18 protein-coding genes are annotated in these 17,110 nt (G+C 70.8%); 4 read left to right on the top strand and 14 right to left on the bottom strand.

The features are described 5' to 3' along the window. Positions 1-31: 31 nt before the first annotated feature. On the bottom strand, positions 32-235 hold the full coding sequence (locus ACG2DA_RS07370) for a hypothetical protein (RefSeq protein WP_395254890.1): 204 nt from the start codon (positions 233-235) through the stop codon (positions 32-34). A gap of 208 nt (positions 236-443) precedes the next feature. Between ACG2DA_RS07370 and ACG2DA_RS07365 the strand changes: the two genes are divergently transcribed. Together ACG2DA_RS07365 and ACG2DA_RS07360 are read left to right on the top strand one after the other, a co-directional pair. Next, positions 444-956, top strand: coding sequence for a VOC family protein (locus ACG2DA_RS07365; protein WP_395254888.1), 513 nt, complete (start codon positions 444-446; stop codon positions 954-956). Between the two features lie 152 nt (positions 957-1,108). Then, positions 1,109-2,062 carry a cellulase family glycosylhydrolase gene (locus ACG2DA_RS07360; protein ID WP_395254887.1) on the top strand — a complete coding sequence of 318 codons (954 nt, stop codon included), beginning with the start codon at positions 1,109-1,111 and terminating at the stop codon, positions 2,060-2,062. 13 nt (positions 2,063-2,075) lie between these two features. Here ACG2DA_RS07360 and ACG2DA_RS07355 read toward each other — a convergent pair whose 3' ends face one another. The 10 genes from ACG2DA_RS07355 to pheA form a co-directional block, all read right to left on the bottom strand. Beyond that, on the bottom strand, positions 2,076-4,424 hold the full coding sequence (locus ACG2DA_RS07355; protein ID WP_395254885.1) for a DNA translocase FtsK: 2,349 nt from the start codon (positions 4,422-4,424) through the stop codon (positions 2,076-2,078). Between the two features lie 169 nt (positions 4,425-4,593). Then, positions 4,594-5,244, bottom strand: a complete 651-nt coding sequence (locus ACG2DA_RS07350) for a phosphopantothenoylcysteine decarboxylase (protein WP_395254884.1) — start codon at positions 5,242-5,244, stop codon at positions 4,594-4,596. Continuing rightward, positions 5,241-5,831, bottom strand: a complete 591-nt coding sequence (locus ACG2DA_RS07345) for a flavoprotein (RefSeq protein ID WP_395254883.1) — start codon at positions 5,829-5,831, stop codon at positions 5,241-5,243. The genes ACG2DA_RS07350 and ACG2DA_RS07345 overlap by 4 nt, the downstream gene beginning before the upstream one ends. 59 nt (positions 5,832-5,890) lie before the next feature. Continuing rightward, positions 5,891-6,166: a DNA-directed RNA polymerase subunit omega gene (locus ACG2DA_RS07340; RefSeq protein ID WP_395254881.1), complete on the bottom strand. Its 276-nt coding sequence runs from the start codon at positions 6,164-6,166 to the stop codon at positions 5,891-5,893. A 15-nt stretch (positions 6,167-6,181) separates the two neighbouring features. Beyond that, complete coding sequence (gene gmk / locus ACG2DA_RS07335) at positions 6,182-6,808, bottom strand: guanylate kinase (protein ID WP_395254879.1); 627 nt, start codon at positions 6,806-6,808, stop codon at positions 6,182-6,184. Between the two features lie 38 nt (positions 6,809-6,846). Further along, positions 6,847-7,716, bottom strand: a complete 870-nt coding sequence (locus tag ACG2DA_RS07330) for a YicC/YloC family endoribonuclease (protein WP_395254877.1) — start codon at positions 7,714-7,716, stop codon at positions 6,847-6,849. A gap of 15 nt (positions 7,717-7,731) precedes the next feature. Then, positions 7,732-8,247, bottom strand: coding sequence for a preprotein translocase subunit SecG (secG, locus tag ACG2DA_RS07325; RefSeq protein WP_395254875.1), 516 nt, complete (start codon positions 8,245-8,247; stop codon positions 7,732-7,734). 27 nt (positions 8,248-8,274) lie between these two features. Then, the gene (gene tpiA / locus ACG2DA_RS07320; protein ID WP_395254873.1) at positions 8,275-9,063 is read right to left on the bottom strand and encodes a triose-phosphate isomerase; all 789 of its coding nucleotides are present in this window, start codon (positions 9,061-9,063) and stop codon (positions 8,275-8,277) included. 79 nt (positions 9,064-9,142) lie between these two features. Continuing rightward, a complete protein-coding gene (locus tag ACG2DA_RS07315; RefSeq protein WP_395254872.1) occupies positions 9,143-9,574 on the bottom strand; it encodes a hypothetical protein in 432 nt (143 codons plus the stop codon). Next, positions 9,571-10,578 carry a prephenate dehydratase gene (gene pheA, locus ACG2DA_RS07310; protein ID WP_395254870.1) on the bottom strand — a complete coding sequence of 336 codons (1,008 nt, stop codon included), beginning with the start codon at positions 10,576-10,578 and terminating at the stop codon, positions 9,571-9,573. The genes ACG2DA_RS07315 and pheA overlap by 4 nt, the downstream gene beginning before the upstream one ends. A gap of 194 nt (positions 10,579-10,772) precedes the next feature. Between pheA and dnaK the strand changes: the two genes are divergently transcribed. Then, entirely contained in the window at positions 10,773-12,674 is a 1,902-nt protein-coding gene (dnaK, locus tag ACG2DA_RS07305; RefSeq protein WP_395254868.1) for a molecular chaperone DnaK, read from the top strand. A 218-nt stretch (positions 12,675-12,892) separates the two neighbouring features. On the opposite strand, the gene ACG2DA_RS07300 is transcribed toward dnaK, so the two are convergent. Further along, the gene (locus tag ACG2DA_RS07300; protein ID WP_395254866.1) at positions 12,893-13,087 is read right to left on the bottom strand and encodes a DUF6800 family protein; all 195 of its coding nucleotides are present in this window, start codon (positions 13,085-13,087) and stop codon (positions 12,893-12,895) included. A 161-nt stretch (positions 13,088-13,248) separates the two neighbouring features. Here ACG2DA_RS07300 and ACG2DA_RS07295 point away from each other — a divergent pair, with 161 nt between their 5' ends. Continuing rightward, positions 13,249-14,295 (top strand): DUF6268 family outer membrane beta-barrel protein, encoded by a 1,047-nt coding sequence (locus ACG2DA_RS07295; RefSeq protein ID WP_395254865.1) that lies wholly within the window; start codon positions 13,249-13,251, stop codon positions 14,293-14,295. A 13-nt stretch (positions 14,296-14,308) separates the two neighbouring features. On the opposite strand, the gene ACG2DA_RS07290 is transcribed toward ACG2DA_RS07295, so the two are convergent. Together ACG2DA_RS07290 and ACG2DA_RS07285 are read right to left on the bottom strand one after the other, a co-directional pair. Further along, a complete protein-coding gene (locus tag ACG2DA_RS07290) occupies positions 14,309-15,400 on the bottom strand; it encodes a Gfo/Idh/MocA family protein (protein WP_395254863.1) in 1,092 nt (363 codons plus the stop codon). 70 nt (positions 15,401-15,470) lie between these two features. After that, positions 15,471-16,715 (bottom strand): CCA tRNA nucleotidyltransferase, encoded by a 1,245-nt coding sequence (locus ACG2DA_RS07285; protein WP_395254861.1) that lies wholly within the window; start codon positions 16,713-16,715, stop codon positions 15,471-15,473. Positions 16,716-17,110 lie beyond the last annotated feature (395 nt).

Below are 17,110 nucleotides of genomic sequence, written 5' to 3'. Positions count from 1 at the left end.
GCGGGCGACGGGTTCACGGCTTCGCTCCGGGTTATTCGCCGCCGTGTCGCACGGCGGTCTGGCCGAGGTAGTCGCCGGGGCGCTCGTCGGCGTCCGCGGCGGCGGCCCGGGCGATGCGGGCCAGGGCCCGGGCCACCGCCCGGTTCGGAGCGACGGCGTCGGCCGCCGTGCGGCCCCCGGGCGCCTCGCGGAGGGTCGGGGGGGCCGGAGCGGTCGCTGCGGGGGCGGTCGGCATCGGGGACTCCTGCGGAAAGTGGAAGGACGTTCGGCAGACCCGCAATCGCGGGGATCGGTTCGTCGGATCATACCGGTTCGGAGTTCCTCCCGGGGGAGGCGCGATCGACGAACGACCCCGGTCGCCAGCTCAGTGCGTTCCCCATCCTGCGGCTGTCCGGACGCGGTACGATGACGTACTTCGTCGCCTGCCTCGCCCGGAGTTCCCGATGTCCTTCGATCCCGCCGCGTCTTTCGACCCCGCCGCCCTCGTCGCTGACTACGACGACGGCCGCCTCTCCCGCCGCGGCCTGATCGCCGGCCTGACCGCCCTGGGCGCCGCCGGCGCCCTCGCCGGTCGCGTCCCCGCACAGGAGGGCGAGCAGGCGCCCCCGTCCGGGCCGCTGTTTTCCGGCCGCAACATTGATCACATCGCCCTGGACGTGACCGACGTCGATCGGTCCGTCGCCTTCTACGAACGCCACCTCGGCCTGAAAAAGATCCGCGGCGACCAGCGCAGCGCCTTCCTCGGCCGGGAGAACGGCGAGTTCTTCGTCGCCCTGTTTCAAGCGGACACGCCGGGCCTGAACCACTACTGCTTCGGGATCGACGACTACGACGTGCAGGAGGCCGCCCGGAAACTGAAGGCGGAGGGGCGCGAGGTCCGGCAGACGTCGGGCCGCATCTACTTCAAGGACCCGGACGGTATCGAGGTGCAGCTCGCCCAGAAGCGGTCGATGTGAAGACCAGCCGCACGCTTGCCGCGGTTCTCCTGTCCCTCCTCCTCGGAGCGGTCCCCGCCGGGGCCGATGACAGGGAGGCCGCAAAGAAGGAGCGCATCCGCATCTCCGCGGACGGGCGTTCGTTCGTAGGGGAACGAACCGGCCGGGCGTTCGTGCCCTGGGGATTCAACTACGATCACGACCGCGACGGGCGGCTGATCGAGGACTATTGGCACGAGGAATGGGAGACCGTCCGAGAGGACTTCGCGGAGATGCAGGCCCTCGGGGCGAACGTTGTGCGGGTGCACCTGCAACTCGGCCGGTTCATGGAGACGCCGGAGCGGCCGAACGCCCGCAACCTCGCCCGGCTGGCCGACCTGCTGGCGCTGGCGGAGGAGACCGGGCTGCGGCTCGATCTGACCGGCCTCGGCTGCTACCACAAAGCGGACGTGCCGGCGTGGTACGACCCGCTGCCGGAGGCGGACCGCTGGGCGGTGCAGGGGCGGTTCTGGTCCGCCGTGGCGGAGACGTGTGCGCAGAGCCCGGCGGTGTTCTGCTACGACCTGATGAACGAACCGCTCGTCGCCGGGGCGCCGCGGGAGGACTGGCTGGGCGGCGGCTTCGCCGGGAAGCACTTCGTCCAGTTCCTCACCCTCGATCCGAACGGCCGCAGCCGCGGGGAGATCGCCCGGGAGTGGATTCGGGCGATGACCGCCGCGATCCGGGAGCACGACGCCGACACGCCGATCACCGTCGGCCTGATCGCCCACCCGCCGCAGAACCCCGGCGCCTTCTCGGGAATCACGCCGGAGATTGCGGTCGCCGAACTCGACTACGTCTGCGTGCACCTCTATCCGGAGACGGGCAAGCCGGACGAGGCGCTGGCGATGCTCGCCGGCTTCGATCGCGGCAAGCCGGTCGTGATCGAGGAGACGTTTCCTTTGAAGTGCTCCCCGGAGGAGTTGGAGACGTTCCTCGACCGCTCCGCCGAGCGGGCGGACGGCTGGATCGGCTTCTACTGGGGGGCCACGCCGGAGGAGTTGGCGGAGCGGGACGACCTCGGCGCCGCCCTCACCGCCGCGTGGCTGGACCTGTTCCGTCAGGGCCCGCCGCCGCGGCCGGAGTGAGGGGGCAGGCCGGTCAGCCGGCGGCCCGCAGTTCCTCGAACGCCTCCAGATCGAGCAGCACCTCGCGGGCCTGGGAGCCGTTGTGGCCGGAGAGGAAGCCGTCCTCCGCCATGTGATCGATCATCCGGGCCGCCCGGCCGTAGCCGACGCCCAGCGCCCGTTGGAGCAGGCTGGTCGAGCCGCGGCCCTCGCGGACGACGCACTCGACGGCCTGAACGTACATATCGTCCCGGTCGCTGCCGTGCAGGCCGCCGCCCTCGCCGCCGCCGCCGGGACCGCCGCCGGTGGTGGCCTGTTCGATCGTCTCGTCGTACTCCGGTTCGCAGTCGCCGAAGAAGTCGATCACCCGGTCGATCTCAGACCCGCCGACGTACGCCCCCTGGCTCCGCACCAGCGTGCTGGTGCCGGGGGTCAGGTACAGCATGTCGCCGTTGCCCAGCAGGCGCTCGGCGCCCGATTCGTCCAGCACGACGCGGCTGTCGGACTTACTGGCGACCTGGAAGCTGATCCGGGCCGGCAGGTTCGACTTGATCAGGCCGGTGATCACGTCCACCGTCGGCTTCTGCGTGGCGAGCACCAGATGGATGCCCACCGCCCGGCTCTTCTGGGCGAGGCGGATGATGTGCGACTCCACCTCCTTGCCGTTGGTCATCATCAAATCCGCCATCTCGTCGGCGACGATGACGATGTACGGCATGTTCTCGGTGAGGGCGTCGGCCTCCTCGTGGAGTTCGGACAGGCCCATCTTGTCGAGCTTCTGCGCCCGGGACATCTCGTTGAAGTCGGTCAGGTGCCGCACGCCGCACTGGGCGAGCAGTTCGTACCGCTCCTCCATCTTGTCCACGGCCCAGGCGAGGACCGCCTCCGCCTTCTTCATGTCCGTGATGACCGGATGCATGAGGTGCGGGAGGGTCTTGTAGGGGCTGAGTTCGACCATCTTCGGGTCGATCATCAGCAGCTTGACCTCCTCCGGCGTGCGGGAGAGCAGCATCGAGAGGATCAGCGTATTCAGGCAGACCGACTTCCCTGTGCCCGTACGGCCGGCGATGAGGAGGTGGGGCATCTTGGCGAGGTCCACCACCAGCGGGGCGCCGGAGACGTCCTTGCCGAGGAAGATGGGAATCGCCATGTCGTCGGCGCCCTGAGCGGTCTCGGCGATTTCGCGGAGGCGGACCATCACGCGGGTGTCGTTGGGAACCTCCACGCCGACGGTGTTCTTGCCGGGGATCGGGTTCACGATCCGCACCGCCGGCACCCGCAGGGCGACGGCGAGGTCGTCCGCCAATGCGGCGACCTTGTTCACCCGCAACCCCTTTTCGAGGTCCAACTCGAACTGCGTGACGACCGGGCCGGTGTCGATCTCGGAGACCGTCACGTTCAAGCCGAAGTCGGCGAAGGTCCGCTCCAGCGTCTCCGCGGCGGCCTGGGCCTTCGCGGCGAGTTCCTCGTAGGGGAAGGGCTCCGGCGGGGCCAGCAGATCAACCGGCGGCAGCGTGTGCTTCCGCGGCGCCGAAGACTTCGCCGGCCCGGCGGGCAGGTTCACGCGGAACGCCTTCTTTTCCTTCGCCGGCGTCTGCGCGGGCTCCGTCTCCGGCGGAACCGAGGCGGGCGCGGCCTCCGCTTGCGGCTTCGGGGGGACCGGAGTCTCAGCGGGAGCCGCATGTTTCTCGGCGGCTTTCGCTTCCTTCAAAGCAGACTTCTCCGCCCGCTTCGCCTCGCGCTCGGCGGCCCGCTGCTCCGCGGCGGCGCGGCGGTCGGCCTGCCAGCGGCTCACGCGGTCGCGGGCGCCGTGAAACGCCCGGCCGGCGGCGGTGAAGGGGACCGCGGCGGCGCCGCCGGCGGTCGAGGCAACGGCGCCCATCGTCGCGAAGTCGCCGGCCAGCAGCAGGCCCGCGGCGACGACCGAAGCCAGCAGCACCCCGGCGCCGACCGCGGAGAAATGGTCGTTCAGGACCGCCGAGCACCCCGCCCCCAGCAGCCCGCCGCCGCCGGTCGGCACGCCGGCGTTCGCCCCCGGCAGCAGCGCCGCCAAACCGGCGCAGACGCCGACCAGCGTCAGCCCCCAGCCGACGAGTTTGAGCGCCGGTTCCGCGGTCGCCTCCCGGGCGAATAGCCGCAGGTCGACCCAGGCCAGCCGCACCCAAAACAGCCACGCCCCCAGCCCCAGCAGGTTGCGGAGGTGCCAGGCCACGCGGGCGCCGGCGGGGCCGCAGAGGTTCGTCGGCTCCTCGTGCGTCGGCCAGACGGTGCCGCCGGCGAGGTCCGCGGGGTCGAAGCTGAACAGCGCCAGCCCGAGGAACGCGGTGACCGCCAGCAGGGCCAACGCGGCAAGGTCCTGGCCGAGTCGTTTGACGTCGATCACGGGTGATACGGGGCGGGGGAACGGGGGACGCGCCGCCAGCCCGGGGGCGCCGGAAAACCTAGCCCCCGGAAAGGTGGCACGCGGACCGTTCGCACCGAACCCGCGCAACCGCACCCCGCGGGCGGCCGTCCCGTCCGGTTCGGCAAACCTTGCGGCCCCGCCGGGCCGGTTATGCCGGCCGCCCGGCCGCCACCCAAGCGTCAATCCAGTCGACCAAATCCCCCGCAACGGACGGTTTGGTTCCCTCCCAATGCACCACCACTTCCCCCCGCGGGCCGATCAACTCCGCGGCGGTGCGGTCCCCGCCGATGCTCGCCGGGCCGTTCAGCACGACCCGATCGCACTGCTTGGCTCGCAGTTTCTGCAGGGCGTTCTCGCGGGGGTTGGCCGCCTCCAGAGCGAAGCCGATGACCCACCGCGGCGTCTCGCGGCCGTCCGCTTTCCGCTCCCCGAGGGCGGCGAGCACGTCGTCCGTCTGGATCAGTTCGACCGAGACCGGCGCCCCGTCCTTCTTGATCTTCCCCGCGACCCGCACCGCCGGGCGGTAATCGCAGACGGCGGCGGCGGCGATCACGCCGTCGCAGTCGGCGAACGCCTCCTCGGAGGCCGCCCGCATCTGGGCCGTCGTCTCGACCGGGATCACCTCGCAGCCCGGCGGCGGGGCGAGGCCGACGGGGCCGGAGACCAGCACGCACTCATGCCCTGCCGCGGCCAGTGCCGCGGCGACGGCGTACCCCATCTTTCCGCTGCTGGCATTGGACAGGTATCGCACGTCGTCCAGGTACTCCCGGGTCGGCCCGGCGGTGACGAGAACCTTCATGCCGCCGTCTCCCCCTCAGGTGCCAAAGCGGCGGTGATCGCGGCGAACAGCACTTCCGGCTCCGCCATCCGGCCGGCGCCGACGCGGCCGCAGCTCAGCCAGCCCTCGCCCGGCCCGACGAGGCCGTGGCCGTCCTCCCGCAGCGTGGCGACGTTCCGCTGAACGGACGGCTTCTCCCACATCGCCGTATTCATTGCGGGGGCGAACAGGGCGGGGCACTCGCAGGTCAGCACGAGCGTGCTGAGCAGATCGTCCGCCAGCCCCAGCGCCGCTTTGGCGAGGAAATGGGCCGTGGCAGGAGCGACGACGAACAACTCTGCCCGCTCCGCCAGCCCGATGTGCTCCCCGCGGGGATGCTCCTTGGGGGCGTACACCTCCGTGTAGACGGGGCGGTTCGTCAGCGCTTCGAAGGTCGTGGCCCCGATGAACCGGCCGGCGCCGCGGGTCATGACCACCGTCACGCCGGCCCCGGCCTGCACCAGCTTGCTGCACAGGTCGGCTGTTTTGTAGGCGGCGACGCCGCCGCAGACGCCGAGCAGGATCTCACGGCCGCGCATCGTCGGCTCGCCTCGGGGGGAAACGAACACGGGCGGTGCGATCGTCGCACCGCCCGCAGAAATTCATCCACAAAACCGGCAGAGTCGGCTCAGAGGTCCGCGAGGGACGGGCCGAGATCCGCCTCGGCCGGGCCGCCGTCGCCCTCGGCCTGTTCCCGGACCTGCACCTTTTGGGAGGAGTCGAGGTAGATCTTGTCGGTCAGGATCTCCTGTACGACGATCGCCATCGTGTCCTTGGTCTGCATCTCGACCAGCGGGCGGGCGCCGCGGTTGAGGGCGACCATCCGCTTTTGGATCAGCGTGGACAGTTTGAACCGCCCGCCGACCTTGTCCACGATCTCTTCCTGTTTGAACGCCTCGAGCATCGCGGGGGGGTGGCCTTACTGAGAGTTTTCGGAGGGGTGGGACGCGAGGATCTTGCACAGCTGCGCAACGGCGGCCGGCAAGTCGTCATTATAGACACGGAAGCGGTAGCCGTCCGCCTCGGCGAGCTCCGCCCGGGCGGTTTCGATGCGACGGCGGATCTCCTCCTCGCCCTCCGTGCCGCGGGACCGCAGGCGTCGCTCGAACTCCGCTTCCGTGGAGGTGCTCAGGAAGACGGTGACGGCGTCCGGGTAGCGGGTCAACACCGTGCGGGCCCCGGCGACGTCGATTTCCAATAACGCCCAGGCGCCTTCGGCGGCGGCCGTTTCGATCTCCGACCACAGCGTGCCGTACCAGTACCCGCGGCCGTGCACCTCGGCGGTCTCGAGGAACTCCCCGGCGGCCCGGCGGCGGTGGAATTCCTCGTCGCTGAGGAAGTGATAGTCCCTCCCGTCGACCTCCCCGACCCGCGGCGGCCGGGTGGTGGCGGACACGCAACAGCGGATCGGCTCCGTGCACTCGCCGGCCAAGGCGCGCACCACCGTGCTTTTTCCGCTGCCGCTGGGGCCGGAGAGGATCAGAATCCGCACCCCGCTCGGATTGTGGGCGTCCGCCGTCGCGGAGTCGGCGACGGCGTCGGACACGGGCGGGACTTTTCGCGGCGGAGCGGGGGGGAGACGGACTACTCAAGATTCTGCAGGATTTCCCGCAGCTTTTCGACCGCCCCCTTCATCCCGACGACGGCTCCGGCGAGATCCGCGTCGTTCGCCTTGGAACCGACGGTGTTGATCTCCCGGTTGATCTCCTGCGTGAGGAAATCCAGCTTGCGGCCGGGGGCGTCCTCGGAGAGGGCGGCGTCGAAGGCGTCCAGGTGCGTTCGCAGCCGGACGATCTCCTCCGTCACGTCCGCCTTGTCGGCGTAGACGATCACCTCCCGCGTCAGGTCGGCGGGGCTCATCTCGGCGCCGGCTTCGGCCAGCAGGCCGCTGACCCGGGCGTGCAGCTTCCTGCGGAACTCCTCCGCCAAGCCGGGGGCGCGGGCCTCGACCTGGGACAGGTGGGTGCGAACGGCGTCGATCTGCCCCCGCAACTCGTCGGCCATCGCGGCCCCCTCCCGGTCGCGGAACGCGTTGAGCGCGTCCAGCGCCTCCTCGGTCGCCTGCAGCACGAGCGCGGCGTCGGCGGTCGGGTCGCCGGGGTCGGCGGCCTCCTCCCGCACCACGCCAGGCAGGCGGAGGTAAGCGGCGAGATCCGTCGGGGCGGCGAGGCCGGAGGCGAGGGCGTACGCCTCCGCGTCGGCCCGATAGCCGTCGAGCACGTCCACGGCCAACGTCAGCCGACCGGTCTGTCCCGCCGTCTCCAGCCGCACGCCGACGGAGACGGCGCCGCGGTTGAGCCGCTTGCGGACCGCCGCCTCGATGCGCGGCTCGACCTCTGCGAAGCCGTCCGGCAGGCGCGTCTGCACCTTGAGGAAGCGGTTGTTGACGCTCCGCACCTCCACCGCGACGGACGTGCCGCCGGCCGACGCGGCGCCGGCGCCAAACCCGGTCATGCTCCGCGGCACGGGCTACTCGCCGGCCGGCAGGGCGGGGCCGGGCTCGTCGCCTTCGAGCGGGTCGGCGATGAAGGCGTCGTCGTCTTCCAACTCCGCCTCCGGCACGGCGACCTCCTCGGTCGGTTCGAGCTGGGGCACGTCCTCGTCCTCCGCTTCAACTTCGCCCTCGCCGGCGTCCGGGGCGACGAGGGAGGCCCCGTCGCCGGCGCCGGGGGCCTCGACGAAGCGTTCGGTCGCGCCTTTGAGCACGTAGATGTTGACGCAGGCCAGCACGATCCAGGCAACGGCCAGGCCGATCGTGATCTTGGTGAACACGTCGCCGGCCCGGGTGCCCAGGGCGCTCTGCCCGCCGGCGCCGCCGAAGGCGCCGGCGAGGCCGCCGCCGCGGCCCCGCTGGAGCAGGATGATGAGGATCAGGACGACGCTCAGCCCGGCGAGGGCGAACATCATCAGGGCGGCGTAGGGGATGTCCATTGCCCCGGGGGCTTTCAAACAGACGAACGCGGTGGTGAAGGGACGGCGCCGCACCGGCGCCCGCGGCGAACGGGGTACCGATCAGACCTGGGCGAAGGCCGCCTCGACGATCGGGAGGAAGTTCTCCGCGGACAGGCTCGCCCCGCCGACCAGGGCCCCGTCGATGTCGGGCTGGGCCAGCAGGTCGGCGGCGTTGGCCGGCTTGACGCTCCCACCGTATTGAATGCGGGTCGCCGCGGCTAGGTCGTCGCCCCACCCCTCGGCAAGCTTGCTGCGCAGAAAGGCGTGGGCTTCCTGGGCCATCTCCGGCGTGGCCGTCTTGCCGGTGCCGATCGCCCAGACCGGTTCGTAGGCCAGTACGAGATCGTCGTTCCCGCCGGTCCCGCCGGCGAGTTGCTCCGCGGTCAGGCCCTTCAGCCCGCCGGAGAGCTGCTGCGCGAGCACGTCGTTCGTCTTGCCGGCCTCGCGGTCTTCCAGCGTTTCGCCGACGCAGAGGATCACGCCCAAGCCGGCTTCCAGGGCGGCGGCGACCTTCTTGTTGATGTCCTCGTCGGTCTCCCCGAGGATGTGGCGCCGCTCGGAGTGGCCGAGGATCACGTAGTCCACGTCCAGGTCGGCCAGCATCTGCGGGGAAACCTCCCCGGTGAAGGCGCCCTCTTTTTCGTGGTAGCAGTTCTGGGCGCCGAGCATCACGGCGCTCTTGGCCAGTTCGTCGTCGACGCAGTCCAGGTAGGGCAGGGGCGGAGCGACGAGCACGTCGACCTCGTCCCGACTGGTGGGCACCGCCTCGGCGATCGCGCGGGCCAACTCGCAGCCGGAGGCCGCGGTGGTGTTCATCTTCCAGTTACCGGCGACGAAGGGGCGACGCATGGGGGGCTCTCCAACAGTTCTTGGGACGACGGGTGGGGAGTATGGCGATCCCGCCAAGATGCGAAAGGCGCGGGACCGGTCAGCCGTCAGAGAGCCCTGGGTTCCGGTCGGGTCGAAAGGGGTACAGCGTGAACTCCAACTCGCCGCCGACCGACGCCAGCCCCCTCGTTACTTCAGGCGAGAGTCCGACCGTATACGGCCACGGCTCCTCGCCGCAGTCGAACCCCAGATTGAAGACCCGTCGATCGCACCGCCGCCAGTCCTCACGAAACCGGGGCGGGAGCGCCGAGATCGCGGCCAGCATTCTCCCGCAGGGGACGTTCGGATCGGTCGGCGTCTCCTCCTCCTCCCCATCCGCCTCAAGGATCGCCTTCCAGGAGCCGTCACCGCCGAGGTCGTCGCTGTTCAACGCCGTGAGTCCCAGCCGTTCCAGTTCCTCGACCAAAGGCCGCAGGTCGAACGCGGCGTAGAGATCCAGGTCGGTCTGAATGTAGCTCGTCCGAACGGTCATCCGCGCACACGCGGATAGCTGCCCAAGACGGAGACCGACTTCGCCACCCGGCCCAGCGACCGCAGGCAGGCGGCGACGGGCGGGTCGACGGCGTGGCCGTCGCAGTCGAGGAAGAAGAGGTAGCCCGGCTCCCCGCCGGGCAGGGGGAAGGACTCGATCAGCGACAGGTTCACCTCGTGCCGGGCGAACACGGCGAGGGCGTCGGCCAGCGAACCGGGCTCGTGGGGGATGCGAAGCAGCAGGGCGGTGCGGTCGTCGCCGGTCGGCTCCGCCGGCTCGGTCCCGAGCACGGCGAAGCGGGTCACGTTGCGGGGGTTGTCCTCGATCTGCGAGGCGAGGATCGTCAGCCCGTGCTCCGCGGCGAGGCGTTCCCCGCCGACGGCCGCGGCGCCGGGCTCCGACTTGGCCCGGGCGGCGGCGGCGGCGGTGCTGGATTCCGGCAGGATCTCCGCCCCCGGCAGGTTCTCGGCCAGCCACCCGCGGCACTGCGAGAGCGCCTGCGGCTTCGAATAGACCCGCCGCACCGCCGACCGCGGGCCGGCGCTCATCAGGTGATGATGAATCGGCAGCGGCACCTCCCCGCAGATCACGACCGCGGACGACTCGTCCGCGGCGAGGCGGGCGAAGGCGGCGAGGGTGTCCACCACCCGGCCGTCGGTGCTGTTTTCAACCGGCACCAACCCGAAGGCCGTCTCGCCCCGGGCGACGGCGTCGAAGGTCGCCCCGATCGAGGCCACCGGGCAAAGGTCCGCCGTCTCCCCGAACCGCAGGGCCGCCGCCCAGTGGGTGAAACTGTGCTCCGGCCCCAGGTACGCCACCCGCACCGGGGCGCGGCGGTTCCGTTCGGCGGCGAGCAACTCGCGGCCGATCGACCGCAGCACGTCGTCCGGCAACCGGCCCGGGTTCTGGGCGACCAGCGCGGCGACCGCCGCCTCGTCGGCCGTCGCCGCCCACGCGGTGAGGGAGCGGGCCAGTTCGGCGGGGGTCGGGGGGGCGGATTCCATGGCGGCAGTCTCCCGCCGCGGCCTCCCCCGCTCAACGCCGCGGACTGCCAATCCGGCACACGCTCCGAGCGAAACCCTTTCCCGACAAGGCGATCGGCGGTTTGGCGCCGCGGTTGCTACGGAGTGTCGGGCGACCGTTCGGCCCGCCGGCCGGCCGCGTATCGTTCACTCAACGTCCCTATCGAAAGTATTCCATGGCCGTTTCCGGCGAAAAGATCATCGGCATCGACCTGGGCACGACGAACTCCGTCGTCGCCGTCCTTGAGGGCGGCGAGGCCAAGGTCATCGAAAACCAGGAGGGCGCCCGCACCACGCCCTCCGTCGTCGCCTTCACCGACAAGGGCGAGACCTACGTCGGCGAGCCCGCCAAGCGGCAGGCCGTCACCAACCCGAAGTCCACCATCTACTCCGTGAAGCGGTTTATGGGCCGCCGGCACAACGAGGTGGAGGCCGAGGAGAAAGCCGTCTCCTACGAGGTGACCGGCGGCGACGACGACTACGTGAAGATCAAGGCCGGCGGGAAGGAGATGACCCCGCCGGAGGTCTCCGCGGTGGTGCTCCGCAAACTGAAGGAAGCCGCCCAGAATTACCTGGGGCACAAGGTCAACAAGGCGGTCATCACCGTCCCGGCCTACTTCAACGACGCCCAGCGGCAGGCGACCAAGGACGCCGGCCAACTCGCCGGCCTCGAAGTGGCCCGGATCATCAACGAGCCGACCGCCGCGGCGCTGGCCTACGGCCTCGACAAGAAGGCCGACGAGAAGATCGTGGTGTTCGACCTCGGCGGCGGCACGTTCGACGTTTCCGTCCTGGAAGTCGGCGACGACGTGGTCGAGGTGCTCGCCACCAACGGCGACACGCACCTCGGCGGCGACGATTTCGACGAGCTGCTCATCGACCACATCGCCGGGGCGTTCCAGAAGAACGAGGGCATCGACCTCCGCAAGGACCCGATGGCTCTCCAGCGGCTCCGCGAGGCGGCGGAGAAGGCGAAGAAGGAGCTGTCCAGCGCCTCTTCGACCGACATCAACCTGCCGTTCATCACCGCGGACGCCTCCGGCGCCAAGCACCTTCAGCAGACGATCACCCGGGCGGACTTCGAACGCCTGATCGACCCGCTGATCGACCGCCTGAAGGGCCCCGTCCAGAACGCGCTGAAGGACGCCGGCCTGTCGAAAAGCGACATCGACGAGGTCGTCCTCGTCGGCGGCTCGACCCGCGTCCCGGCCGTGCAGGCCCTGGTGAAGGACCTGTTCGGCAAGGAGCCGAACAAGGGCGTGAACCCGGACGAGGTCGTCGCCCTCGGCGCCGCCACGCAGGGCGGCATCCTGACCGGCGACGTGGAAAGCGTCACCCTGCTCGACGTCACTCCCCTCTCCCTCGGCATCGAGACCGAGGGCGGCGTGATGACCGTGCTGGTCGAACGCAACACGACCATCCCGGCGACGAAGAAGGAGACCTTTTCCACTGCGGCCGACAACCAGCCGGCCGTGACCGTGCGGGTCTTCCAGGGCGAACGGCCGATGGCGGAGGACAACCGCCTGTTGGACCAGTTCACCCTCGACGGCATCCCGCCGGCGCCCCGCGGCATGCCGCAGATCGAGGTCACCTTCGACCTGGACGTGAACGGCATCCTGAACGTGTCCGCCAAAGATAAGGCGACCGGCAAGGAGCAGAACGTCAAGATCGAGCAGTCCGGCGGCCTGTCCGAGGACGAGATCAAGGCGAAGCTGAAGGAGGCCGAGGCCAACGCCGACGCCGACAAGCAGCGCCGCAAGCTCGCCGAGGCGAAGAACCAGGCCAACACCGTCGCCTTCCAGGCCGAGAAGCTGCTCAAGGAGCAGGGCGAGAAGCTGGACGAGTCCGCCAAGACCGCCCTGCAGGGCCCGATCGACAAGGTGAAGTCCGCCGCCGAGGGGGACGATCCGGCCGCGATCGAATCCGCGATCAACGACCTCAACACCGCGATGCAGGCGTTCGCCTCGCAGTTGCAGAGCGCCGACGCCGGCGATCAGGCGACGCCGGACGCCTCCGGCGAGGAGTCCGCTTCCGCGGACGAGGACGTGATCGACGCCGAGTTCGAGACGAAGAGCTGACGGCGCGGCGGGCGGGGGGGCGTCAGCCCCCCCGCGTTCTCGCTCACATCACCAAACAGAAACGCCCCGGACGCTCGCAGCGTCCGGGGCGTTTTCTTTGACGTCGCGGACGCCTTCTCGGAGGGACGCTCCGTATCGCCCCGCTCAGGACGCAGAGCGTCCGGCCGCTCCGCAGCCTTTCCCTCCCGACGCGGAGCGCCGGGACGAGAGAACGGGCGTCAGGCGGAAACCCGCGTGAAGGGCTCGTCGAAGGTTTCGCGGGCCACGAACGGGCTGATGCGGCGGGCCTTGGCGAAGATCTCGTCCTTCTCCTCGGCGCTGTTCGCGGCGGTGTACTTCACGCGCAGCTTCTTGAGTTTGATCTTGCGATGCCGGCGGCGGGCCAGCTCTTTTTGCCGCTCGGGTTTGGGCATACCGGGTCTTCGGAGTTGAACGGGGGGCGGCTTCGGGCCGCGGGGAATGCGGGGCACGCGCGGAGGCGCGGGTCGGGCAGGGTAGCCGCCGCGGCCCGCCGCGACAACGGCCCCGCCGATTTGCGTTGACGGGCGCGACGGTTTTCGCCTACGCCCGGCCGATGCCCCGCGCCCTGCCCGCCGCCGTTCTCATCTCTGCGGGTCTGTTGCTCGCCGGGCCGCGGGCAGGGGCCGCGGACATCACCACGGAGCAGCTCCACGAACACAGCGCCCTGGCGCGGGCCTTGAACGCCCGGGTGCACCCCCCGGCGCCGCCGTCGGGCGTGCGGCTCCCGCCGCCCGGCTCCCCGAACGGTCCGCCGTCTCCGTCCGGACCGCCCGCCCCGCCGGCGCCTGCCGGGCCCTCCTGGCTGACGATGCTCACGCCGCGGGCGGCCTCGGGGTCGGTCACGCAGGTCCTGGGCGACGAACTCTCGTTCGCGGAGGTCGCCGTGCAGAGCACCCACGGGCTGCGGGGCGTCCCCCCGTTCGTCACCGTCACGCCGGCTCTCAGCGTGCTGGCGGTCAACGAGCCGGACCTCGCCGAGTTCCCCCCGCCCGGCCCCGACCTGCCCTCCCGGCTGTGGGGCGTGAGCGCCGGCTTCACCGCGATCATGCCGCTCTCGGAGCAATGGATCGTGCAGGCCGGACTCTCCCCGGGCTTCTACTCCGACTTCGAAAACACCTCCGGCGACGCCTTCCGGATGCCGGGCCGCCTGCTGGGCATCTACAACCGGTCCCCGCAGACGCAGTTCACCGTCGGCGTCGTCTATCTGGACCGGGAGGACCTCTCCTGGCTGCCGGCCCTCGGCATGATCCACCGGCCCAGCTCCCGCACGACGCTGGAGTTCATCCTGCCGCGGCCGCGGGTCGTGCGGCAGCTGTTCGGCCGCGATGAGAAGACGGGCGGCTTCGGCTACGTGGCCGGCGAGTTGGGCGGCGGGAGTTGGGCGATCGAACGGCAGGATCGCCCCGGCGTGCCGACCGAGGACGTGGTGACGATCTCCGACCTCCGGCTGCTCGCCGGGGTGGAACTGCGGCGGGAGGGCCGCGTCGGCTTCCTCGCCGAGACCGGGTGGGCGTTCAGCCGGGATGTGGAATACGAGAGCGGCCTCGGCGACGCAGAGTTTGGCGACGCCTGGCTGCTCCGATTCGGCCTGCGGAAGTAACGCTCCCGCCCGTTCAGACGGTCACCCAGCCGGCGCCGTCGCTGCTGGCGAGGACCGCGTCGGCGATCAGCTGGGCCCGCACCCCATGGTGGAAGTCCGGCACGGCCGGCCGGCCCTGGGCGATGGCGCTGACGAACTCCGTCACGAGATCGTAGCGGAACACGGTGCTCGGCTTGCCCTCGCGGGGATCGCGGGGGCTGTCCGGGTGCTTCAGGAACTCCTCCGGCACGGGCAGGTGCTCCAGGTCTTTCCCGTTCGTTCCGACCAGCACCTTGGACGGGTCGGTCAATTGGTAGGCGGCGGAGCCGGTGGAACCGTTGACCTCGGCCCACTCGTAGCCGACGCCGTCGTTGTGGTGGCCCTTCATCAGCACGCTGCCCTCCCAGACGCCGGTGCCGCCAGCTTCGAAGCGGCCGATGAGGGAACTCCAGTCGTCCACGTCGCTGGGAGGGACCGCGGAACCGTCGGACCCGACGGTTCGCTCCTTGAACCGGGCCACCGCCCCGCAGACCGCGGCCAGTTTGCCCATCAGGTCCTCGGCGAAGTCGATCCGGTGGATCGTCATGTCGTACAAATCGCCCGCCCCGGCGGTCTTTTTGTACTGCCGCCAGCCCCACGACTTCTCGCCCCAGTCCAGCCAGCGCTGGCTACGGAAGTGGTACGGCGTGCCGAGTTCTCCCGTCTCCGTGAGGTGCTTCACGTAGCGCATGCTCGGGGCGAAGCGGTAGGTGAAGGCGGTCATATGGACCACCCCAACAGCGTCCGCGGCGTCAGCCATTGCCTGGGCGTCCTCGGCCGTGACCGCCAGCGGCTTCTCGCACATCACGTGCTTGCCGGCGGCGCAGAGGGCTTCCGTGATCTCCCGGTGGGTGAAGTTCGGCGTGGCGACGATCGCCGCGTCGACGTTCGGGTCGTCGCAGACGGCCTGATAGTCGGTGACGTAGCTGGCCTCGCCCCATTCGCCGCGTCGCTTCTCGAGCAGAGACGCGTCCGGGTCGCAGACGGCGGCGAGTTCGCAGCGGGGATCGAGATCGATCGCCGGTTTGTGGTGGAAGTCGGAGACCTGGCCGGCTCCGATCAGGGCGATGCGAATTGTGGAGGACATCACGTAGGTTCCGCTCCGCGGACCGCGGCGGGGTGGTGCGAGCAGTGACGGACGGTCCGCAGAGGGGACCCTACAGGACGAATGTGAGGGCGTCTTCTTTCGTGCGGACTTCGCCGTCGAGTTGCGCGTCGTAGGCCCGATCGAGCAGCGCCTTGAACTCCGGCCCCGGCGTCTTGCCGGCGGCGATGAGGTCCGCCCCGGTCAGCAGCGGGGCGGGGGCTAACTCCTCGGGCCCATGGGAACGGAGGTACGCCGCCGCGGCGTCCGCATCCTCCGTCGGCCGGCCGTCGGCCCGCCGGACCGCCGCGACGAGGGCGATCAGGTCGGCGGCATGCTCCCGGGCCAGCAGCCGTTTCTTGCGGTGCGTGGGGAGGGCGGCGAACTCGTCCAGCGCCGCGACGTCCGCCAGCAAGTCGCGCGTCCGCTGCGTCTCGTCGTTCGAGAGCCGCCACCGCGCCGCGGTCCCTCGCACGGCCCCGACGTCGATCAACAACGCGGCCAGCCCCAGCGGGAAGGGGACCGGCTCGTCCCCCAGCTCGTTCAACACGGCGACTGTGCGGTCCCGCCCCGCCGCGGTCAGCGCCGCGACCTCCGGCGCGACGGGCACCAGGAGGTCGACCTCCCCCAACAGCCGCACCCCCACGGCCCGGTTCGGGTGGGCCAGAACCCGCCGCATCTCCGCCCCGATGCGCTCGCCGCTGACGACGGGCAGTTCGGCGGCCATCGCCCGCACCGCGTCCGCCGTGGCCGGGTCCAGCTGAAATCCCAGCGTGGCGGCGAATCGCACGGCCCGCAGCAGGCGGAGTTTGTCCTCCCGCATCCGCTCCGCCGGATCGCCGATCGCCCGCAACACGCCGGCCTCCAGATCGGCCTGGCCGCCGACGTAGTCGACCACCTCCCCGGTCGCGGGGTCTTCGAACAGGCCGTTGATCGTGAAGTCGCGGCGCTGCGCGTCGGCCTGGGGGGTGCTGAACCGCACCGCGTCCGGCCGGCGGCCGTCGGCGTAGCCGCTTTCCTCGCGGAAGGTGGCGACCTCGACCTGCTGGGTGCCGGGGAACCGTTTGAGGTCCGGCAGGACGACGATCACCCCGAAGCTCTCGCCCACCGACAGCGTCCGCCGGCGGCCGAACGTCTTGCGGACCTCTGCGGGCGGGGCGTCCGTAGCGACGTCGTAGTCTTTCGGCGTCTTGCCCAGCAGCCGGTCCCGCACGCAGCCGCCGGCGAGCAGCCCGATGTGTCCCGCGCGCGACAGTTCCGCGGCGACGAACTCGGCGAAGACTCGGTTCGGATCGGCGGGGGAGGGGCCGTCGTTCATCGCCCCAGCGGACCCGAGACGGCCGAGCGACGCAATCCTTTGCGCGCGACGGTTCCGCGGGGGGCGACTGATCTCGCCTGCGCGCTACCGTTCCCCGCCCGCCGACTGCGTGAACCTCCGGGCGCGACGGTTCCGCGACGACTGAACCTCCGCCCCCCACAGTTCCCCATCCCAATCCCCTCCGCAACGAACGTCGCCCCCCACGGTTCCCCGCGTGGTTCCCTCGCGCCCGAAGGTTCCGCGGCGATAATCGAAGCGGTCCCGCCGGTCGCGCGGACGGAAACCCTTGCACGCGAGGCGTCCACGGGCGAACGCCCGGGGGGCGGAGGCTCCGCCAGCGAACGGTCCCGGCGGGAACCCTCGGCGGCCGACGGTTTCACGGCGTCGTCAGATCG

Origin of the sequence: Alienimonas sp. DA493, assembly GCF_043951915.1 — a bacterium.
GTDB lineage: Bacteria > Planctomycetota > Planctomycetia > Planctomycetales > Planctomycetaceae > Alienimonas.
This window is presented reverse-complemented; position numbering and strand designations above follow the sequence as displayed.

Bases quoted from the DNA above. Each gene is read 5' to 3' on its own strand.
- ACG2DA_RS07295 (WP_395254865.1), top strand. From the start codon at position 13,249: ATGCCCCGCGCCCTGCCCGCCGCCGTTCTCATCTCTGCGGGTCTGTTG.
- ACG2DA_RS07315 (WP_395254872.1), bottom strand. From the start codon at position 9,574: ATGACCGTTCGGACGAGCTACATTCAGACCGACCTGGATCTCTACGCC.
- ACG2DA_RS07340 (WP_395254881.1), bottom strand. From the start codon at position 6,166: ATGCTCGAGGCGTTCAAACAGGAAGAGATCGTGGACAAGGTCGGCGGG.
- ACG2DA_RS07330 (WP_395254877.1), bottom strand. From the start codon at position 7,716: ATGACCGGGTTTGGCGCCGGCGCCGCGTCGGCCGGCGGCACGTCCGTC.
- ACG2DA_RS07365 (WP_395254888.1), top strand. From the start codon at position 444: ATGTCCTTCGATCCCGCCGCGTCTTTCGACCCCGCCGCCCTCGTCGCT.
- ACG2DA_RS07370 (WP_395254890.1), bottom strand. From the start codon at position 235: ATGCCGACCGCCCCCGCAGCGACCGCTCCGGCCCCCCCGACCCTCCGC.
- ACG2DA_RS07300 (WP_395254866.1), bottom strand. From the start codon at position 13,087: ATGCCCAAACCCGAGCGGCAAAAAGAGCTGGCCCGCCGCCGGCATCGC.
- ACG2DA_RS07285 (WP_395254861.1), bottom strand. From the start codon at position 16,715: ATGAACGACGGCCCCTCCCCCGCCGATCCGAACCGAGTCTTCGCCGAG.
- pheA (WP_395254870.1), bottom strand. From the start codon at position 10,578: ATGGAATCCGCCCCCCCGACCCCCGCCGAACTGGCCCGCTCCCTCACC.
- tpiA (WP_395254873.1), bottom strand. From the start codon at position 9,063: ATGCGTCGCCCCTTCGTCGCCGGTAACTGGAAGATGAACACCACCGCG.
- ACG2DA_RS07290 (WP_395254863.1), bottom strand. From the start codon at position 15,400: ATGTCCTCCACAATTCGCATCGCCCTGATCGGAGCCGGCCAGGTCTCC.
- dnaK (WP_395254868.1), top strand. From the start codon at position 10,773: ATGGCCGTTTCCGGCGAAAAGATCATCGGCATCGACCTGGGCACGACG.
- ACG2DA_RS07350 (WP_395254884.1), bottom strand. From the start codon at position 5,244: ATGAAGGTTCTCGTCACCGCCGGGCCGACCCGGGAGTACCTGGACGAC.